Origin of the sequence: Paracoccus alkanivorans (genome assembly GCF_003697785.1) — a bacterium.
GTDB lineage: Bacteria > Pseudomonadota > Alphaproteobacteria > Rhodobacterales > Rhodobacteraceae > Paracoccus > Paracoccus alkanivorans.
Map to the genome: position 1 here is coordinate 160035 of NZ_QOKZ01000006.1, position 15280 is coordinate 175314.

General features: G+C 64.5%; 15 protein-coding genes. 7 read left to right on the forward strand and 8 right to left on the reverse strand.

The features are described from left to right. Positions 1-128 precede the first annotated feature (128 nt). The 4 genes from C9E81_RS15820 (at position 129) to C9E81_RS15835 (ending at position 4657) form a co-directional block, all read left to right on the forward strand. A complete protein-coding gene (locus C9E81_RS15820; protein ID WP_166461947.1) occupies positions 129-1667 on the forward strand; it encodes an asparaginase in 1539 nt (512 codons plus the stop codon). A 76-nt stretch (positions 1668-1743) separates the two neighbouring features. Continuing rightward, positions 1744-2928 carry a nucleotide sugar dehydrogenase gene (locus C9E81_RS15825; RefSeq protein ID WP_122113325.1) on the forward strand — a complete coding sequence of 395 codons (1185 nt, stop codon included), beginning with the start codon at positions 1744-1746 and terminating at the stop codon, positions 2926-2928. 32 nt (positions 2929-2960) lie between these two features. After that, positions 2961-3392, forward strand: a complete 432-nt coding sequence (gene aroQ, locus C9E81_RS15830) for a type II 3-dehydroquinate dehydratase (RefSeq protein WP_122113326.1) — start codon at positions 2961-2963, stop codon at positions 3390-3392. Positions 3393-3442: 50 nt separating this feature from the next. Further along, the gene (locus C9E81_RS15835; RefSeq protein ID WP_122113481.1) at positions 3443-4657 is read left to right on the forward strand and encodes a winged helix-turn-helix domain-containing protein; all 1215 of its coding nucleotides are present in this window, start codon (positions 3443-3445) and stop codon (positions 4655-4657) included. A gap of 58 nt (positions 4658-4715) precedes the next feature. On the opposite strand, the gene C9E81_RS15840 is transcribed toward C9E81_RS15835, so the two are convergent. Beyond that, complete coding sequence (locus C9E81_RS15840; protein WP_122113327.1) at positions 4716-5735, reverse strand: ribose-phosphate pyrophosphokinase; 1020 nt, start codon at positions 5733-5735, stop codon at positions 4716-4718. Between the two features lie 87 nt (positions 5736-5822). Here C9E81_RS15840 and C9E81_RS15845 point away from each other — a divergent pair, with 87 nt between their 5' ends. Both C9E81_RS15845 and C9E81_RS15850 read left to right on the forward strand, forming a co-directional pair. Next, on the forward strand, positions 5823-6422 hold the full coding sequence (locus C9E81_RS15845) for a 2-hydroxychromene-2-carboxylate isomerase (protein WP_122113328.1): 600 nt from the start codon (positions 5823-5825) through the stop codon (positions 6420-6422). 47 nt (positions 6423-6469) lie between these two features. Next, complete coding sequence (locus C9E81_RS15850) at positions 6470-7195, forward strand: alpha/beta fold hydrolase (protein WP_243698687.1); 726 nt, start codon at positions 6470-6472, stop codon at positions 7193-7195. Positions 7196-7261: 66 nt separating this feature from the next. Here C9E81_RS15850 and C9E81_RS15855 read toward each other — a convergent pair whose 3' ends face one another. From C9E81_RS15855 to C9E81_RS15880, 6 genes are all read right to left on the reverse strand, one after another. Continuing rightward, positions 7262-8833 carry a ribulokinase gene (locus C9E81_RS15855; protein WP_122113330.1) on the reverse strand — a complete coding sequence of 524 codons (1572 nt, stop codon included), beginning with the start codon at positions 8831-8833 and terminating at the stop codon, positions 7262-7264. A 28-nt stretch (positions 8834-8861) separates the two neighbouring features. Continuing rightward, positions 8862-9551 (reverse strand): L-ribulose-5-phosphate 4-epimerase AraD, encoded by a 690-nt coding sequence (gene araD, locus C9E81_RS15860; protein ID WP_122113331.1) that lies wholly within the window; start codon positions 9549-9551, stop codon positions 8862-8864. A 98-nt stretch (positions 9552-9649) separates the two neighbouring features. Continuing rightward, positions 9650-10597, reverse strand: coding sequence for an ABC transporter substrate-binding protein (locus C9E81_RS15865; RefSeq protein WP_122113332.1), 948 nt, complete (start codon positions 10595-10597; stop codon positions 9650-9652). Positions 10598-10642: 45 nt separating this feature from the next. Beyond that, the gene (locus C9E81_RS15870; protein WP_122113333.1) at positions 10643-11638 is read right to left on the reverse strand and encodes an ABC transporter permease subunit; all 996 of its coding nucleotides are present in this window, start codon (positions 11636-11638) and stop codon (positions 10643-10645) included. A 34-nt stretch (positions 11639-11672) separates the two neighbouring features. Further along, positions 11673-13199, reverse strand: a complete 1527-nt coding sequence (locus tag C9E81_RS15875) for a sugar ABC transporter ATP-binding protein (RefSeq protein WP_122113334.1) — start codon at positions 13197-13199, stop codon at positions 11673-11675. Next, positions 13196-13978, reverse strand: a complete 783-nt coding sequence (locus C9E81_RS15880; protein ID WP_208021199.1) for a DeoR/GlpR family DNA-binding transcription regulator — start codon at positions 13976-13978, stop codon at positions 13196-13198. Before C9E81_RS15880 ends, C9E81_RS15875 begins: the two co-directional genes overlap by 4 nt. A gap of 25 nt (positions 13979-14003) precedes the next feature. On the opposite strand from C9E81_RS15880, the gene C9E81_RS22725 reads away from it, so the two are divergent. Beyond that, the gene (locus C9E81_RS22725; protein WP_147457616.1) at positions 14004-14432 is read left to right on the forward strand and encodes a hypothetical protein; all 429 of its coding nucleotides are present in this window, start codon (positions 14004-14006) and stop codon (positions 14430-14432) included. On the opposite strand, the gene C9E81_RS15890 is transcribed toward C9E81_RS22725, so the two are convergent. Further along, the gene (locus tag C9E81_RS15890) at positions 14398-15252 is read right to left on the reverse strand and encodes a sugar phosphate isomerase/epimerase family protein (protein ID WP_122113337.1); all 855 of its coding nucleotides are present in this window, start codon (positions 15250-15252) and stop codon (positions 14398-14400) included. The two genes, C9E81_RS22725 and C9E81_RS15890, sit on opposite strands and share 35 nt — an antisense overlap. Between the last annotated feature and the right edge of the window lie 28 nt (positions 15253-15280).

Here is a 15280-nt window from a genome sequence, read left to right on the forward strand (position 1 = left end):
TACCTGCCAGGGGTAGGCATCCGCCACGAAACGCGTGAAACAGCCGGAACAAGACCCGCAACCCTCCCGCTTTGACGCCCGCTCTTCCCCGGCCTATGAGGCAAGAGGCGGTAGCGAGGGAAACGGCCATGAAGATCTGCATTCTCAACACCGGCGGCACGATCAGCAGTGTCGGCTCCCCTCTGGCGCCCATGTCCGCCGCCCGCTTCAGCGAAGCCGCCAAGGCCATCCTGACACCGATGATCGCGGCTTCCCTGCCGGACATGGAGCTGCATTTCGACAGCTCCCTGCGCTTTTCCGATCATGGCACGGGTGCGCTGGACAGCACCAATCTGCAGCCCCGCGACTGGTGCCGGATCGCGGATGCGGTGCTGAATGCCTATGCCGATCACGACGGTTTCGTGATCCTGCATGGCACCGATACGATGGATTTCACCGGCGCCGCCCTGCCGCTTTTGCTGAACGTCACGGACGATCTCGGCTTCGGCCGTGCCGTCCTGTCCAAGCCGGTGATCCTGACCGGGGCGCAGCTGCCGATGTTCCGGGACACGCCCGAGGGGCTGGTCCTGAACGCGGGCAGCGACGCCTTCACCAATTTCTGCGGGGCGCTGGCCTGTGCCCGGCTGCGTATCCCCGAACTGGCGCTGTTCTTCGATGGCAAGCTGCTGCGGGGGAACCGGGCGATCAAGGTCTCGGCCACGCGTTTTGCCGCTTTCGAGTCGCCGCATCTGCCGCCGCTGGCCGAGGCCGGGATCGGGACATGGCCGGGTCATGCGAGCGCCCTGCCCGGCCCCGCCGCGCCGCATCTGTCGCTGGACGATCCGGAGGCGCGGCAGATGGTGCGCGACCGGCTAAGCGCCATCGACACCGCGATCGACGCGCATCCGGTGATCGAGATAAACGCCTTTCCGGCCCGGTTCGGAGGAGGCAGCCTCCCCCTTGCCCGCATGATCGAGGATGCCGTCGCGGCCGGGGTCAGAGGGATCGTGCTGCAATCCTATGGCGAGGGGAATTTTCCCTCGGGCGATACCGGCGATGCCAGCCAAGGGGCAATCTGCAAGGCATTGAAGGCGGCCACGCAGGCCGGGGTGATCGTGGTTGACGGCACTCGCGTCATCGGCGGGCAGGTCGGGGAATTTCATTACGCGGCAGGCGCATGGATATCCGAGGCCGGAGCGGTCAGCGCGGGCGACATGACCCCGATGGCCGCATTCGCCAAGACCATGATCCTGTCCGCCGCCGCCGAATATCACGGCTGGAGCGCCGCCACCCTGCGCGCGGTGATCCGGCGCAACCTGGCAGGCGAATGCAGCTTTGCCGACCGGCTGGACAGCCGCCTGAACCCGGTGCTGAACCCCGGACAATCCCTGTCCGCCGCGGATGGCGCAGCACGGCTGGTCAATGATCCCGATCACGGGGCCGCATTGATCGGCGTGGAGGGGAAAGCACTCTGGTCCCCGGCCTCGGGCCATCCCGGACGGCTGATGCTGTATCCCGATGGCAGGCTTTCATATCTTGCGCCGGATGGGGCAGTCCTGTGGCAGCGGGCCGCACCGGAAAAGCCGTTGACCGGGGCCTGCCTGCTGCTGCGCTATGACCGGCAGGGACAGCCGGTGCTGGAGCTTCGCGATGCCTGCGCCACCCTGACGGCAAGCATCGCGCGCTGAGCCGTTACTGGACAGCGCCCGGCGCAATGCCTAAACCGGCTGGAACGCCTTGCCGTCCGATCATCCGGGGAACGCCATGCCGCCGCGCCAGAAAACTTCGATCGCCATTGCCGGGCTTGGCTATGTCGGGCTGTCGAATGCGGTCCTGCTCGCCCAGAACCATGAGGTGCGCGCCTTCGATATCGACCCGGCGCGGGTCGAGATGGTCAATAACCGCCGCTCGCCCATCGAGGACCGCGAAATCTCCGAATTCATGGCCGAAAAGCCCCTGCATCTGACGGCCACCACCGATACTGAGGCCGCGATGAAGGGGGCGGAATTCGTGATCGTGGCAACCCCGACCAATTACGATCCACGGACGAACCGCTTCGACACCTCGACGGTCGAGGCGGTCATCAGCGATGCACGCCGGATCGCCCCCGAAGCGACGATCATCGTCAAATCCACCGTGCCGGTGGGTTTCGTGACCCGTATGCGGGCCGAGACCGGATTCGAAGGCATCATCTTTGCCCCCGAATTCCTGCGCGAGGGCCGGGCCTTATACGACAACCTGCATCCCTCGCGCATCGTGGTCGGCGATCACAGCGAGGCCGCCCATCGCTTTGCCGACCTGATGGTCGAGGGGGCGGTCCGCAAGGACATGCCGGTGCTGTTCACCGGCCCGGTCGAGGCCGAGGCGATCAAGCTGTTCTCGAACACCTATCTCGCCCTGCGCGTCGCCTATTTCAACGAGTTGGACAGCTATGCCCTGCAGCACGGGTTGAGCACGCGCGAGATCATCACCGGCGTCAGCCTCGATCCGCGCATCGGCGATCACTACAACAATCCCAGCTTCGGTTACGGCGGCTATTGCCTGCCCAAGGACACCAAGCAATTGCTCGCCAATTACGAGGACGTGCCGCAGAACCTGATCTCGGCCATCGTGCAGTCGAACACGACGCGCAAGGACTTCATCGCCGAGCGGATCATCGCCCGCCAGCCGCGCGTGGTCGGGGTCTACCGGCTGGTGATGAAGGCGGGCTCGGACAATTTCCGCGACAGTTCGATCCAGGGGATCATGAAACGGATCAAGGCCAAGGGGATCGAGGTGATCGTCTACGAGCCGGTGCTGAAGGACGACCTGTTCTTCAACAGCCGAGTCATCCGCGACCTGGACGCCTTCAAGGCCGAGGCGGATCTGATCCTTGCCAATCGCCGGACCGAGGCGCTGGCCGATGTGGCCGGCAAGGTCTTTACACGCGATCTTTTCGGGTCAGACTGACGGGCAAGGCGAAACCGGGGCGGAGGACGACAATGGCGATCATCTATGTGCTGAACGGGCCGAACCTGAACCTGCTGGGCAAGCGCCAGCCCGAGATCTACGGGCGCGAGACGCTGGAGGATGTCGAGTTGCTGTGCCGCGATGCGGCGGGCGGGCACGAGATCCGTTGCCTGCAATCGAACTGGGAAGGCCAGATCGTCGACTGGATCCACGAGGCCCGCGAACAGGCCGCCGCCATCGTCATCAACCCCGCCGCGCTGACCCATACCTCGGTCGCGGTGCTGGACGCGCTAAATACCTTCGACGGCCCCGTTTTCGAGGTCCATATCAGCCAGGTCCACAAGCGCGAACCCTTCCGCCACCATTCCTATGTCTCGCTGCGCGCCGACGGGGTGATCGCGGGCCTCGGTGTCGAGGGCTATGCCGCAGCGGTCCGGCGCGCGGTTCTGCTGATCGGGGAATAGGCCGCGAGGATGCGATTGCGGCGCCGGTCGTGGCGCGCTATCGCTATGCCATGACCGGCTTTCATCTCGACAATGCGACGGCGCGGCGGGTGTTTCTGGACCGTCACGCGCTTGCGGAACCGCCGACCGGCCCCGCCGGTCCGAACGAGATCCAGGCCCTGATCGAACGCTTGGGCTTCGTGCAGGTCGACAGCGTGCAGACCGTCGCCCGCGCTCATCACATGATCCTGTGGTCACGCAGGCAGCGTTACCGCCCCGCCACCCTGTCGCGGCTGCTGGAGAGTGAACGCAGCCTGTTCGAGAACTGGACCCATGACGCGGCCATCATCCCGACCCGGTTCTTTCCCCATTGGCACGAGAAATTCCGCCGCAGCCGCAAGCGGATGGAGGAGCGCTGGCCGAAATGGCAGGGTGATGCCTTCCTGGGCGAATGCGACGAGGTTTTGTCGCGGATCTCCCAATCTGGGCCCCTGACCGCGGGAGAGGCCGGTGACGGCAAGGCCGGGAATGGCGGCGGCTGGTGGGAATGGCAGCCCGCCAAGGCGGCGTTGGAATACCTGTGGCGCAGCGGCGACCTTGCCATCGCCCGGCGCGAAGGGTTCCGCAAGATCTACGATCTCACCGAGAACGTGATCCCCGAAACGCATCGCGAGCCGGTGCCCTCGGACCACACGCTGGACTGGGCCTGCAATGCGGCGCTGGACCGGCTCGGCTTTGCCACTCATGGCGAGATCGCGGCCTTCTGGGACCTGATCGGCCCGGCGGAGGCGCGGGACTGGTGCCTTGCCGAAATGGCGGCCGGGCGGCTGGTCGAAGGGCGGATCGAAGCGGCGGATGGCCGCGCCTACCGCGCCTATGCCCGTCCCGGCATGGCCGAAGCAGCCGGGTTCATCGCCGAACCGCCTTCCGGCCGTATCCGCATCCTGTCGCCCTTCGACCCCGCCCTGCGCGACCGCAAGCGGACCGAGCGGTTATTCGGGTTCCGCTACCGGATCGAGATCTTCGTTCCCGAGGCCAGGCGCAAATACGGCTATTACGTCTTTCCGGTGATGGAAGGCGCGCGCCTGATCGGCCGCCTCGACGCCAGGGCCCTGCGCGATTCCGATTGTCTGGCCGTCCGCGCCTTCTGGCCCGAGCCCGGCCTGCGGATGACCAAGGCCCGTCTTGCCCGGCTTGAGGCAGAACTCGACCGGCTGGCCCGGTTCTCCGGCTGCGCGCGGGTCGATTATGCCGATGGCTGGATGCGCGAGGCCATGCCGGGTTAGGGCATGACCCGAATCAGCGATCATCGTAATCTGACCGCCGGAAACACGCGCAACTGTCTCAATCGGTCGAATACAGACCTTCATAGATCGGCAGCAGCGTGTCCGTCTCGAACAGCGAACTGACCGAGGTGCCGTTCCAGATATTCAGGATCGCCTGCGTGAACATCGGCGCGGTCGGCACGATGCGGATATTCGGGGCCGCCTTGACCGCTTCGGTCGGCTGGATCGAATCGGTGATCACCAGTGATTTCATCACCGATTTCGACACCCGCTCGACCGCCGGGCCGGACAGCACGCCATGGGTGATATAGGCATGCACCTCGGTCGCGCCCTGATCGCTCAGGACCTGCGCCGCCTTGACCAGCGTTCCCGCCGTGTCGCAGATGTCATCGACGATGATGCAGGCCTTGCCCTCGACATCGCCGATCACCGTCATCTCTGCCACTTCGCCGGGTTTTTCGCGCCGCTTATCCACGATCGACAGGGGCGCACCGATACGCTGCGCCAGTTCCCGCGCCCGGGCCACGCCACCGACATCGGGCGAGACGACCATCAGATCGTCCATCCTGCCCTTGAAATAATGCTGCACATCCAGCGCAAAGATCGGCGCGGCATAGAGGTTATCCACCGGAATGTCGAAAAAGCCCTGGATCTGCGTGGCATGCAGATCCATCGTCAGCACCCGGTCCACCCCGGCCTCGGTCAGCAGGTTGGCGACCAGCTTGGCCGAGATCGGCGTGCGGGCCTTGGCGCGGCGGTCCTGCCGCGCGTAACCGAAATAAGGAATGACGGCCGTGATCCGCGCCGCCGAGGACCGCCGCAGCGCGTCGGTCATGATCAGCAGTTCCATCAGGTTGTCATTGGCCGGGTTCGAGGTGGACTGGATGATATACATGTCCTCGCCGCGGACATTCTCGAAGACCTCGACAAAGATTTCCTGGTCGTTGAATCGTTCGATCCGGGCGTCGCAAAGTCCGACATTCATACCGCGATGCATCGACATGCGGCGCGCGATGGCGGCGGCAAGGGGAGTATTGGCATTTCCGGAAATAAGCTTGGGTTCGGTCATGACGGGCATGGGAAACAGGGCCTCTGGCGGGATTCGTGAGATTGCACAGCCCTTAGCACCCGGATAACCTGCGGGCAAATCAAGAAGGACATGCGCATGGCCAGCATCGACTATTACCTGGGAACAGTCAGCCCCTATTGCTATCTCGCCGGAAGGCGGCTGGAGGAGATCGCGGACAAGCACGGCGCAAGCATCACCTACAAGCCGGTGGACCTGCTGCAGCTTTTTGACCGGACCGGGGGGGTTCGCCCCGCCGACCGCCATGCCAGCCGGCTGGAATACCGCAGGCAGGAGCTTTTGCGTTGGGCGGAGTTCCTGCGAATCCCGTTCAATATCAAGCCCGCCTACTGGCCGGTCAACACGGCGCCTTCCTCCTATGCCGTCATCGCGGCGCAACAGGCGGGGGGCGGTGATCTGGGCGGGCTGGCGCATGGCTTTACCCGCGCGGTCTGGGCCGAAGAGCGCGATATCAGCGACGATTCCGTGATCCGGGAGCTGTTGGAGGCGCATGGTTTCGATCCGGCACTGGCCGACAAGGGATTGCTCGTCGGAGCAGAGACCTATGGCCGCAACCTGGACGAGGCGGTCGAGGCCGGGGCCTTCGGCGCGCCATTCTATATCGTGCGCGAAACCGGGCAGCGGTTCTGGGGCCAGGACCGGCTGGACTTTCTTGACCGGCATCTCGCTTCGCTGTGAGTGGAGTCCATCGCAGGCATTGGCCGGGTGATGCGGATCGCCCGGCATTGGCGTTGCATTGCATGCTCGCCTCGGGCAGCTATTGGGGACCGGTATCGGAGCGCCTGGCCGGGCGCGTTGACCTGCAAGGCTTCGACATGCCCGGCCATGGCCGCAGCGCCTCGTGGAACCCCAAGCCGGACGATCCCGATTACCACACCGCGGTTACCCGCATCGCCGCCAGTTTCATCAGCCGCCCGCTGGACCTGATCGGTCACAGCATGGGCGCTACGGTGGCGCTGCGTATCGCCGTCGCCGCCCCGGAGGCGGTGCGAAGCCTGACCCTGATCGAGCCGGTGCTTTTTGCGGCCGCGCCCGAATCCGCGCAGGCCCAACCCGAGATGCAGATCGACCGCCTCTTGGCCGAAGGCCGGGCCGAGGATGCCACGCGGGGTTTCCTGTCGGTCTGGGGCACGCAGAGCTATGACGAGCTGTCCGAACGGATGCAGGTGCAGATGCGCGAACGGATCGGGCTGGTTGCCGAATGCGCGCCGACTCTTGCCGGGGATCGCCCCCGGATCCTGCGTGAAGGCGGGCTCGAATCGATCACCGCGCCGGTTCTTTTGATTTCGGGAGGCGACTCGCCGCGGGTGATCCACGATATCGCCGATGCTCTCGCCGCGCGGCTGCCCGATGTCGGGCGGGCGACGGTGCCGGATGCGGGGCATATGCTGCCGATCACCCATCCCGACGAGGTGTCGGGACTGATCGGCGTCAACCTGGACCGGGCATGAACCAAAGGCGGTTCCCTGCCGGAACCGCCTTTCCGCAAGCGGGTATTCCTCTTGGGCAGATGCCCGTCACTGCCCGAGCCTGAATTGCCGGAGGGCAGGCAGAACCCGGCTCAGATCGCAGTCCCGGCCCTCGCCAAAGGCGAAATAGACATCCCGGAACAACTCCGAGAGCTGCGCATAGGCATCGGCCCGGTCCGGTCGCGGGGCAAAGACGCGCATCGGCGGACACATGCGGCGCTGCGCGCTGGCCACGTCGGGAAAGGCTCCCGCAGCCGTCGCCGCGAAGATGCAGGCGCCAACACCGACAGGCGAGCGCTCGGGCACATGGACCTCGCGCTGCAGCACATCGGCATAGATCTGGTTCAGCACATCGTTCTTTTGCGGGATGCCGCCCGCGTTGATGACGCGGCTGAAAGAGGCACCGCCGGATTCCATCCGGTCGATGATCAGGCTGACATGCATGGCCATGCCCTCGATGGCGGCATGCATCTCGTCGGCGGCCGTGTGGCCGAGATCCCAGCCCAAGGCGATACCGCCCAGATCGGAACGCACAAGCACGGTGCGGTCGCCATTGTCCCATGGCAGACGCAGCATTCCCGTCGCGCCGGGGCCATAACCGGCGATACCCCGGCACAGGCTGGCCACATCGCTGCCGGCGCGTCTCGCGATGGCGTCGAACAGGTCCCCGGTCGCCGACTGGCCGGCCTCGATCCCCATGGCCCCGGGAATGACGCTGTCGGGCACCGCGCCGCAGATGCCGGGAACAGGGCCACTGTCAGCTCCGCCCAGGGCGATGATGCAGGTCGAGGTGCCGACCACGTTGACCACATCGCCCGCCGCGCAACCCGAGCCGATGGCGTCCCAATGCGCATCGAATGCACCGATCGGGATGGGAATGCCCGGCTTCAGCCCCATCCTTTCGGCCCATTCCGGCGCGAGATGTCCGGCCAATTGCAGCGAATGGCCCCACCTGCCCGTCATCCGGGCATTGATACCTTCCAGCAGCGGATCGACGCCGGACAGGAACTCCTGCGGCGGCAGCCCGCCCCAACGCCTTCCCCACATCCATTTATGCCCCATGGCACAGATGCTGCGCGGCATCTCCTCGACCGAGGTGATGCCGCACAGGGTCGCGGCGACCATGTCGCAATTCTCGGCGGCCGTCGCCAGCCGGTCGCGCAGGTCCGGATTGTGGCGCAGGAAATGCAGCAGCTTGGAATAGCCCCATTCATGGCTGTAGACCCCGCCGCACCACTCTATCGCCTCGATCCCGTCGGCATGGGCGCGGGCGGTGATTTCGCCCGCCTCCTCATGGGCGCTGTGATCGCACCAAAGGTAATAATCAGCCAGTGGCTGCAGTCGCGCATCCAGAGGGATCACGCTCGATCCCGTCGTATCGGCGGCGAAGGCGGCGATATCGTGGCCGTCGATCCCCGCCTGCCCGATCGCCTCTTTCATCGCCGCGCAAAGCGCGCGCATCTGATCGTCATGGGATTGCCGTGCAACCAGCGGATCCCCGGGCGTCCGGTGCAACGGATACGGGGCGGCAGCGGATGCCAGCGTCTCGCCGCTTTCGCTGTCCATGATGGTCACGCGCGTGCTGAGCGTGCCGAAATCCGCTCCGGCAACATAGGTCATCGGCGGATCCTCCCTCGAAGCTGTTGGGTTACTGTCCGTAGGTGGCATTGGCACCGTGCTTGCGCAGGTAATGCCGGTCAAGCAGGGTTTGCGAGATCACCGGCGGCTGCGGGTCGATCACCGCACCATGCCACGCCATCTTTGCCACCTCTTCGAGGATCACCGCGTTGAGCACCGCCTCCTGCGGATCACGCCCCCACACGAAAGGCCCGTGCCCTGCCACCAGCACCGCCGGGATCTCCAACGGATCGCCGTCGCCGACGGTTTCGGCGATCACCTCGCCGGTGGCCGCGACATAGCGGGTGTTGATCTCTTCGGAGGTCAGGTCACGGGTCACGGGAATGGTGCCGTGGAAGTAATCGGCATGGGTGGTGCCAAGCGGCGGAACCGGGCGGCGGGCCTGCGCCATGATCGTGGCATAGGTGGAATGGGTATGGATGATCGCGCCGATCTGCGGAAATTCGCGGTAGAGAACCACATGGGTGTCCAGATCGGACGAGGGCCGCAGGCGGTTGTCCAGCGGCACGCCGTCAAGATCGGTGATGACCATGTGATCGGGGGTCATCCGGTCATAGGGAACACCCGAGGGCTTGATCGCGATGCGTCCGCTTGCGCGGTCGATGCCGCTGGCATTGCCGAAAGTCGCCTTGACCAGGCCATGGCTCACGGTCGCAAGATTGGCCTCCAATACGGCGGTTTTCAACGCGGTCAGCGGCATGGGTCGCGGTTCCTTCCTTCCCCTCGGGATCAATGGGCCGCCTGCGATGCGGCCCGGAATTGGCAGCGCCCCCGGCCAGGGGCGCTGCCATCGGCAGATCAGCGCGCTGCGGTCCAGCCCTGGTAGCTGTCGAGATTGTCGGCGGTGATCAGCTTGGGCTCAAGCAGCACGGTATCCTCTTCGGGCGTCTTGCCCATGAAGACGTCGTAACCCATCTTCATCGCCTCGCCGGCCATGACATAAGGGTCCTGCGATGCCGAAGCCTTGATCAGCGAATCCCCGCTCGCCAGTTCCTTTTCGATCTCCGGAGCGCCATCGACACCGGTGATGATGAACTCGCTGCGGTTCAGCTGCTTGGCGGCCAGCGCCGCGCCCACGGCGGTCGGGTCGTTGATCGCGAAAACCGCGTCGATATGGTCGTAACGGGTCAGCAGCCCCTGCATCACTTCCAGCCCGCCATCGCGGGAGGCCTGCCCGTTCTGGTCGTCCGAAAGCACATTGATGCCCTCATTGGCAGCGAACACCTCCTGGCAGCCCTTGACCCGGTCGATGATCGACGAGCTTTGCGGCCCGTTGATGATGATCACATCGCCCTTACCCTCCAGGTGATCGACGATGTGCTGGCAGGCCTTGCGCCCGGCATCGACATTGTCGGTCATCACCGTGACATTTGCACCCGGCGCCGACACGTCGAAGGCCGCGACCACGATACCCGCCTCGGTGGCCCGCGTGACCGCCGGAGCGATGGCGCTGGCATCGACCGCGTTGAGCATGATGATATCCACGCCCGAGGCGATGAAATTGTCGATCTGGCTCGCCTGCTTGTTCAGGTCGTAATCGGCAGAGACCGCGGTGACCTCGACATCGGGATTGATCTCTTTCGCGCGATCCTCGATGCCCTTGATGGTGGCGACGAAGAACGGGTTGCCCAGCAGCCCGACCGAGATGCCGATGCTTTCCAGCTTCTTGTCCTGCGCCTGTGCTCCGCCCGCCAGCATGAGTGCCGCCGTGGCCGCCGTTGCCATGAACTTCGTGACTTTACGCATGGTTTCCTCCCTTGGATGCGTGAGAATATGCTGCCTGACAGTGCGTCATGTGCGCGCTCCGCCCTGCAGCCGGTAACGGTCGAGGGCCACGGCGATGATGATCACCAGCCCCTTGATGATGAATTGCCAGATATCCGACACGCCGGTCAGGATCAGCCCGTTGGACAGGACCGCGATGATCAGCGCACCGATCAGCGTGCCCCAGATCGAGCCGACACCGCCGACAAAGGAGGTGCCGCCGAGGATCACCGCCGCGATGGCGTCGAGTTCGTAGGCCTGTCCAAGCTGCAAGCCGTTCGCGGCATAAAGCCGGGCGGCGGACATTACCCCGCCAAGACCGGCGAACAGCCCCGAGATGCCATAGACGAAAAGCAGCACGAGGCCGACCTTGATACCCGCCAGCCGGGCTGCCTCCTGGTTGCCGCCGACCGCGTAGATCCAGGTGCCCAGCACCGTGCGGCGCAGGATGAACCACGAGACCAGCACCACGGCGAGCGCGAAAATGGCCAGCCAGGGAACGCCGAACAACGAGCCGTTTCCGATGAATTCGAAGGGCAGATCGGGGTTGAACACGGTGGTGTCGCCGCCCATCAGCCGGGCGACGCCGCGCACCGCGGTCAGCGCCCCCAATGTGACGATGAATGGCGGCAGGCCGACAAAGGCGACAAGGGCGCCATTCGCGATTCCGAATGCCAGCCCCATCGCCAGCCCCGCCGGGATACCCGCCATGCCCCAGCCCGGGATCAGCGAGATGCTGACCGCCGCCATCGCCGCTGCGGCAAGGACAGAGCCCACCGACAGGTCGATCCCGCCGGTCAGGATGACAAAGGTCATCCCCGCCGCCAGCACGATATTGATCGATGCCTGCTGGGTGACGATCGACAGGTTGTTGACGGACAGGAATTTCCCGGTCAGCAGCTCGAAACCGATTGCCAGCAGGATCAGCACGGGCAGCATCCCCAATGCCATGATGGTGCTTTTCAGCCTCGCGGAACCGGCCGGACCGTCCCTCGTGGCAGAGATGTCTTGCGTCTCGCTCATTGCGTGTCAGTCCTCCTGTATCCCCCGGGCGCCGTCACGCGGCGCTCCCGGTCGATAATGTCATGATCTCTTCCTGCTCCACCGGCTTGCCCGGCGCGGCGCGGACCTCGCCGGCGATATGCCCGTCGCGCATGACCAGCACACGATCCGCCACGCCGACGATCTCGGGCAGTTCGGACGAGATCATCACCACCGCGAGCCCTTCGCGGGCCAGGGCGTCTATCAGGCGATAGATTTCCGATTTCGCGCCGACATCGACCCCCCGCGTGGGTTCGTCGAGGATCACCACTTTCGGCTTGGCCTCGAGCAGCCGCGCCAGCAACACCTTTTGCTGGTTCCCGCCCGACAGCGCGCCGACATTCAGCCTTGCCGAAGGCGTCTTGATCCCAAGATCGCGGATGGCCCTGCCCGCGCGTTCGGCGGCGGCCCGGAAGTTTAGCACCCCGCCCCTGCCCGCATCTGCCTGCAACACGCAGATCGAGATATTCTGCTGGATCGACATGTCGAGGAACAGGCCAAGCGCCTTGCGGTCCTCGGTCAGGTAGACGATCCCGTGGGACAGCGCCTCACGCGGGCTTTTGGGCGTCACCTCGGTCCCGTTCAACCAGACCTTTCCCGCGCTGGCCGGATCGGCGCCATAGATCAGCCGTGCAAGCTCGGTCCGGCCCGATCCGACAAGCCCCGAGATGCCCAGCACCTCGCCCTCATGCACCTCGAAGCTGCAATCGCTGACCAGCCGTCCGTCGGACATCCCCTCGACCTTCAGCACCACGTTGCGCGGGCTGTCCACGGCAACATGATCCTTCTTGTAGAATGAACTCAGATCGCGCCCGACCATCATCGAGACCAGCTTTCTGGCGGACAGCTCGTCGCGGGTAAGCGTTCCGACATAGCCGCCATCCCGCAGCACCGAGCAACGGTCCGAAAGCCGGTAGATCTCGTCCATGCGGTGACTGATATAAACGATCGCGATGCCCTGCGCGGTCAATGCCTCGATGACACCGAAAAGCCTTTCAGTCTCGCGGCTTGTCAGCGAAGTGGTCGGCTCGTCCATGACGATGATCCGCGCGTCCGAGGCCAGCGCGCGGGCGATCTCCACCAGTTGCCGTTCACCAAGCGAAAGGCTTGCGACCCGGGTGCCGGGGGCGAAATCCACGCCCAACCGCTCCAGCACGGGCTGCGCGCGGGCGGACATGCCGCGCCGGTTGACCATCCCCCGCGAGGCGGGCTCCCGCCCCAGGAAGATGTTCTCGGCCACGCTCAGATTCGGCGCCAGCGACAGTTCCTGGTAGATGACCGCAATACCGCGCGCCCGCGCCTCCTTGGGATCGCCCGTCGGCATGGGCCGGCCATCCACAAGGATCTCGCCGCCCCGGTCGGCCACATAGGCGCCCGAAAGCACCTTCATCAGCGTCGATTTCCCGGCTCCGTTCTCTCCCATCAGGGCATGGACTTCGCCCGGCCATGCCGACAGCGAGACATCCCGCAGCGCTTTTACCGCCCCGAAGGTCTTGGAAATGTTGCGCATCTCCAGAAGCGGCGTTCCGGTCGTTTCGCTCATGCTGCCCCCGTTCTGGTCTGGGCCACCGTGAAGGTGACGCCTTCCTCTTCCAGCATCGCGGCGTCGCGGTCGCTGAGCCCGTCATCGGTGATCAGCCGGGTCACCCGCGCCAGCGGCAGGGCGACATTCGGCGGACGCTCGGAAAACTTGCGGCTGTCGACCAGCACGATGATCTCGTTCGACAGCCCGCACATGTCGTTGATGAACCGCACCAGGAGCGGGTGGCTTTCCAAAAGCCCGTCGCTGCTGACGCCAAGCGCGCCGACAAAGAATTGCGACGCGTAGAATTCATATCCTCCCCGCGCGGGATCATAGAGGATACCCGGTTCGCGGTGCAGATCCCCTCCGCCGACGGTCAACTGGCAGGTGCCGTGCTCGCTCAGATAACCGGCAAGCGGCATGGAATTGGTGAAGACGCGGATATTGCGGTTGGCGATATGGGTGCCGAACTGAAAGCAGGTAGAGCCACCATGCACGATGATCAGGCTGCCGTCGCGCACCAGCAGACCAGCCTCGCGGGCGATGGCACGCTTTGCCTCGACGGCGATATCGCGGTTCTCGATGAATGGCAGCGAGACGGCCTTGCGGCGCGGCGTCCCTTCGAGCGCGGCGAGCCCGCCATGCACCTTGCGCGCCAACCCCGCCTCGTCGAGCTTGTCGATATCGCGCCTGACCGTCGCCGGCGAGACTGACAGCATGAGCTGCAACTCCTTCACAGAGATGAAGGGCCGCTCGTCCAGCAGCGAGATGATCATGTGATGACGATGAGATTCGCTCACCCCGGCCCTCCGTTTCGTCACAGTAATGACGGAAAAACATCATTTTGCAATTATTTTTTCAAATACCGATCAAATTATTGAAATATATACGATATTTATCTTCATGAATGAATTTTATGCTTGGTATCAATCAGGGAATCCAGAAGATATGATTCGAAAAACGCATCATGAGACTTTTCCCGCACCCAACCGCTCTTACCGGCAGAACCGGCAGCGCACCTTCGGGCACCGACAATCCGTCGGCCGGAACCGGGCCGAAGCAAGAATGCCGGATCACATAGGACATGCCGAGGCCGCAGCCGGAATCGTGCCTGCATCGGACAGATTCCGGCCGCGCCTCGGCTGCATCGCCATCCATTGGAAAGGCGGCAAGAAATGCGCAGGTCAGGGAGAGCGCGGTCCAGCGCCCGCCCCGGCGGTCAGATCAGGCCGTATTGCCGCGCCTTCATCTTGAGGAAATTCAGCCCGTCGGTCAGCACCTCCTCGCGGGACGGGGCGACCGCGCGCCAGACCGACAATGCATCCGCGATCTGCGGCGGAACGGTGATGAAGCTTTCCATCGCCATGCCGCCCCGGTAGTCGATGGCCGCCAACGCGGCGAACACCTCGTCCCACTGGATCGTGTCCATGCCGGGCGTTCCCCGGTCGGATGCCGAGAGATGGATATATTTCAAATGCTCCCGCGCCCGCAGGATGCCGTTGGCCAGTCCCTTTTCCTCGATATTCATGTGATAGGTATCAAGATGGACAAAGAGATTGTCGGCCCCGACCTTCTCGCAAAGATATACCGCCTGCTCGGCGGAATTGAGCAGGTGGTTCTCGTAGCGGTTCACCGCCTCCAGCCCGTATCCCATCCCCTTCGACTTCGCATAGGCCGCGGCTTTCTCGACAACACGGGCGGTGGCATCATATTCGGCCTCGGTGGGTGGCTTCCCGGTGCGCTGACCGATGCCTCCATAGATCACGCCGCTCATCGCCTTGGCACCGATGGCCTCGGATACATCCAGCGCCATCCTGAGGAAATCCAGCGCCCCTTCCGGGTTGTTGGTGGGCAGCCTGTCCAGCGGCAGCCCCAGTGACGCGACGCACTCGACCTCGTTCGCCTCCAGCAGGCTGCGGGTATGGGCGGTATCGACATTCCCGGGGTCGAGCATGGTGATCTCGAGAAAGTCGATATCGTATTTCACCGCCTCCGGAATGGCGAATTCCGCCGCCTCGCGATTCCATTCCATGGCCCACATCGCCGTGTGCACGCCAAAGCCGCTAACGCTCATTTCCAATTCCTTTCATGATTGGCAAAGA

Coding starts and splice junctions, on each gene's coding strand:
- C9E81_RS15820 (WP_166461947.1), top strand. CDS start 129: ATGAAGATCTGCATTCTCAACACCGGCGGCACGATCAGCAGTGTCGGC.
- C9E81_RS15825 (WP_122113325.1), top strand. CDS start 1,744: ATGCCGCCGCGCCAGAAAACTTCGATCGCCATTGCCGGGCTTGGCTAT.
- aroQ (WP_122113326.1), top strand. CDS start 2,961: ATGGCGATCATCTATGTGCTGAACGGGCCGAACCTGAACCTGCTGGGC.
- C9E81_RS15835 (WP_122113481.1), top strand. CDS start 3,443: ATGACCGGCTTTCATCTCGACAATGCGACGGCGCGGCGGGTGTTTCTG.
- C9E81_RS15840 (WP_122113327.1), bottom strand. CDS start 5,735: ATGCCCGTCATGACCGAACCCAAGCTTATTTCCGGAAATGCCAATACT.
- C9E81_RS15845 (WP_122113328.1), top strand. CDS start 5,823: ATGGCCAGCATCGACTATTACCTGGGAACAGTCAGCCCCTATTGCTAT.
- C9E81_RS15855 (WP_122113330.1), bottom strand. CDS start 8,833: ATGACCTATGTTGCCGGAGCGGATTTCGGCACGCTCAGCACGCGCGTG.
- araD (WP_122113331.1), bottom strand. CDS start 9,551: ATGCCGCTGACCGCGTTGAAAACCGCCGTATTGGAGGCCAATCTTGCG.
- C9E81_RS15865 (WP_122113332.1), bottom strand. CDS start 10,597: ATGCGTAAAGTCACGAAGTTCATGGCAACGGCGGCCACGGCGGCACTC.
- C9E81_RS15870 (WP_122113333.1), bottom strand. CDS start 11,638: ATGAGCGAGACGCAAGACATCTCTGCCACGAGGGACGGTCCGGCCGGT.
- C9E81_RS15875 (WP_122113334.1), bottom strand. CDS start 13,199: ATGAGCGAAACGACCGGAACGCCGCTTCTGGAGATGCGCAACATTTCC.
- C9E81_RS22725 (WP_147457616.1), top strand. CDS start 14,004: ATGACGGAAAAACATCATTTTGCAATTATTTTTTCAAATACCGATCAA.
- C9E81_RS15890 (WP_122113337.1), bottom strand. CDS start 15,252: ATGAGCGTTAGCGGCTTTGGCGTGCACACGGCGATGTGGGCCATGGAA.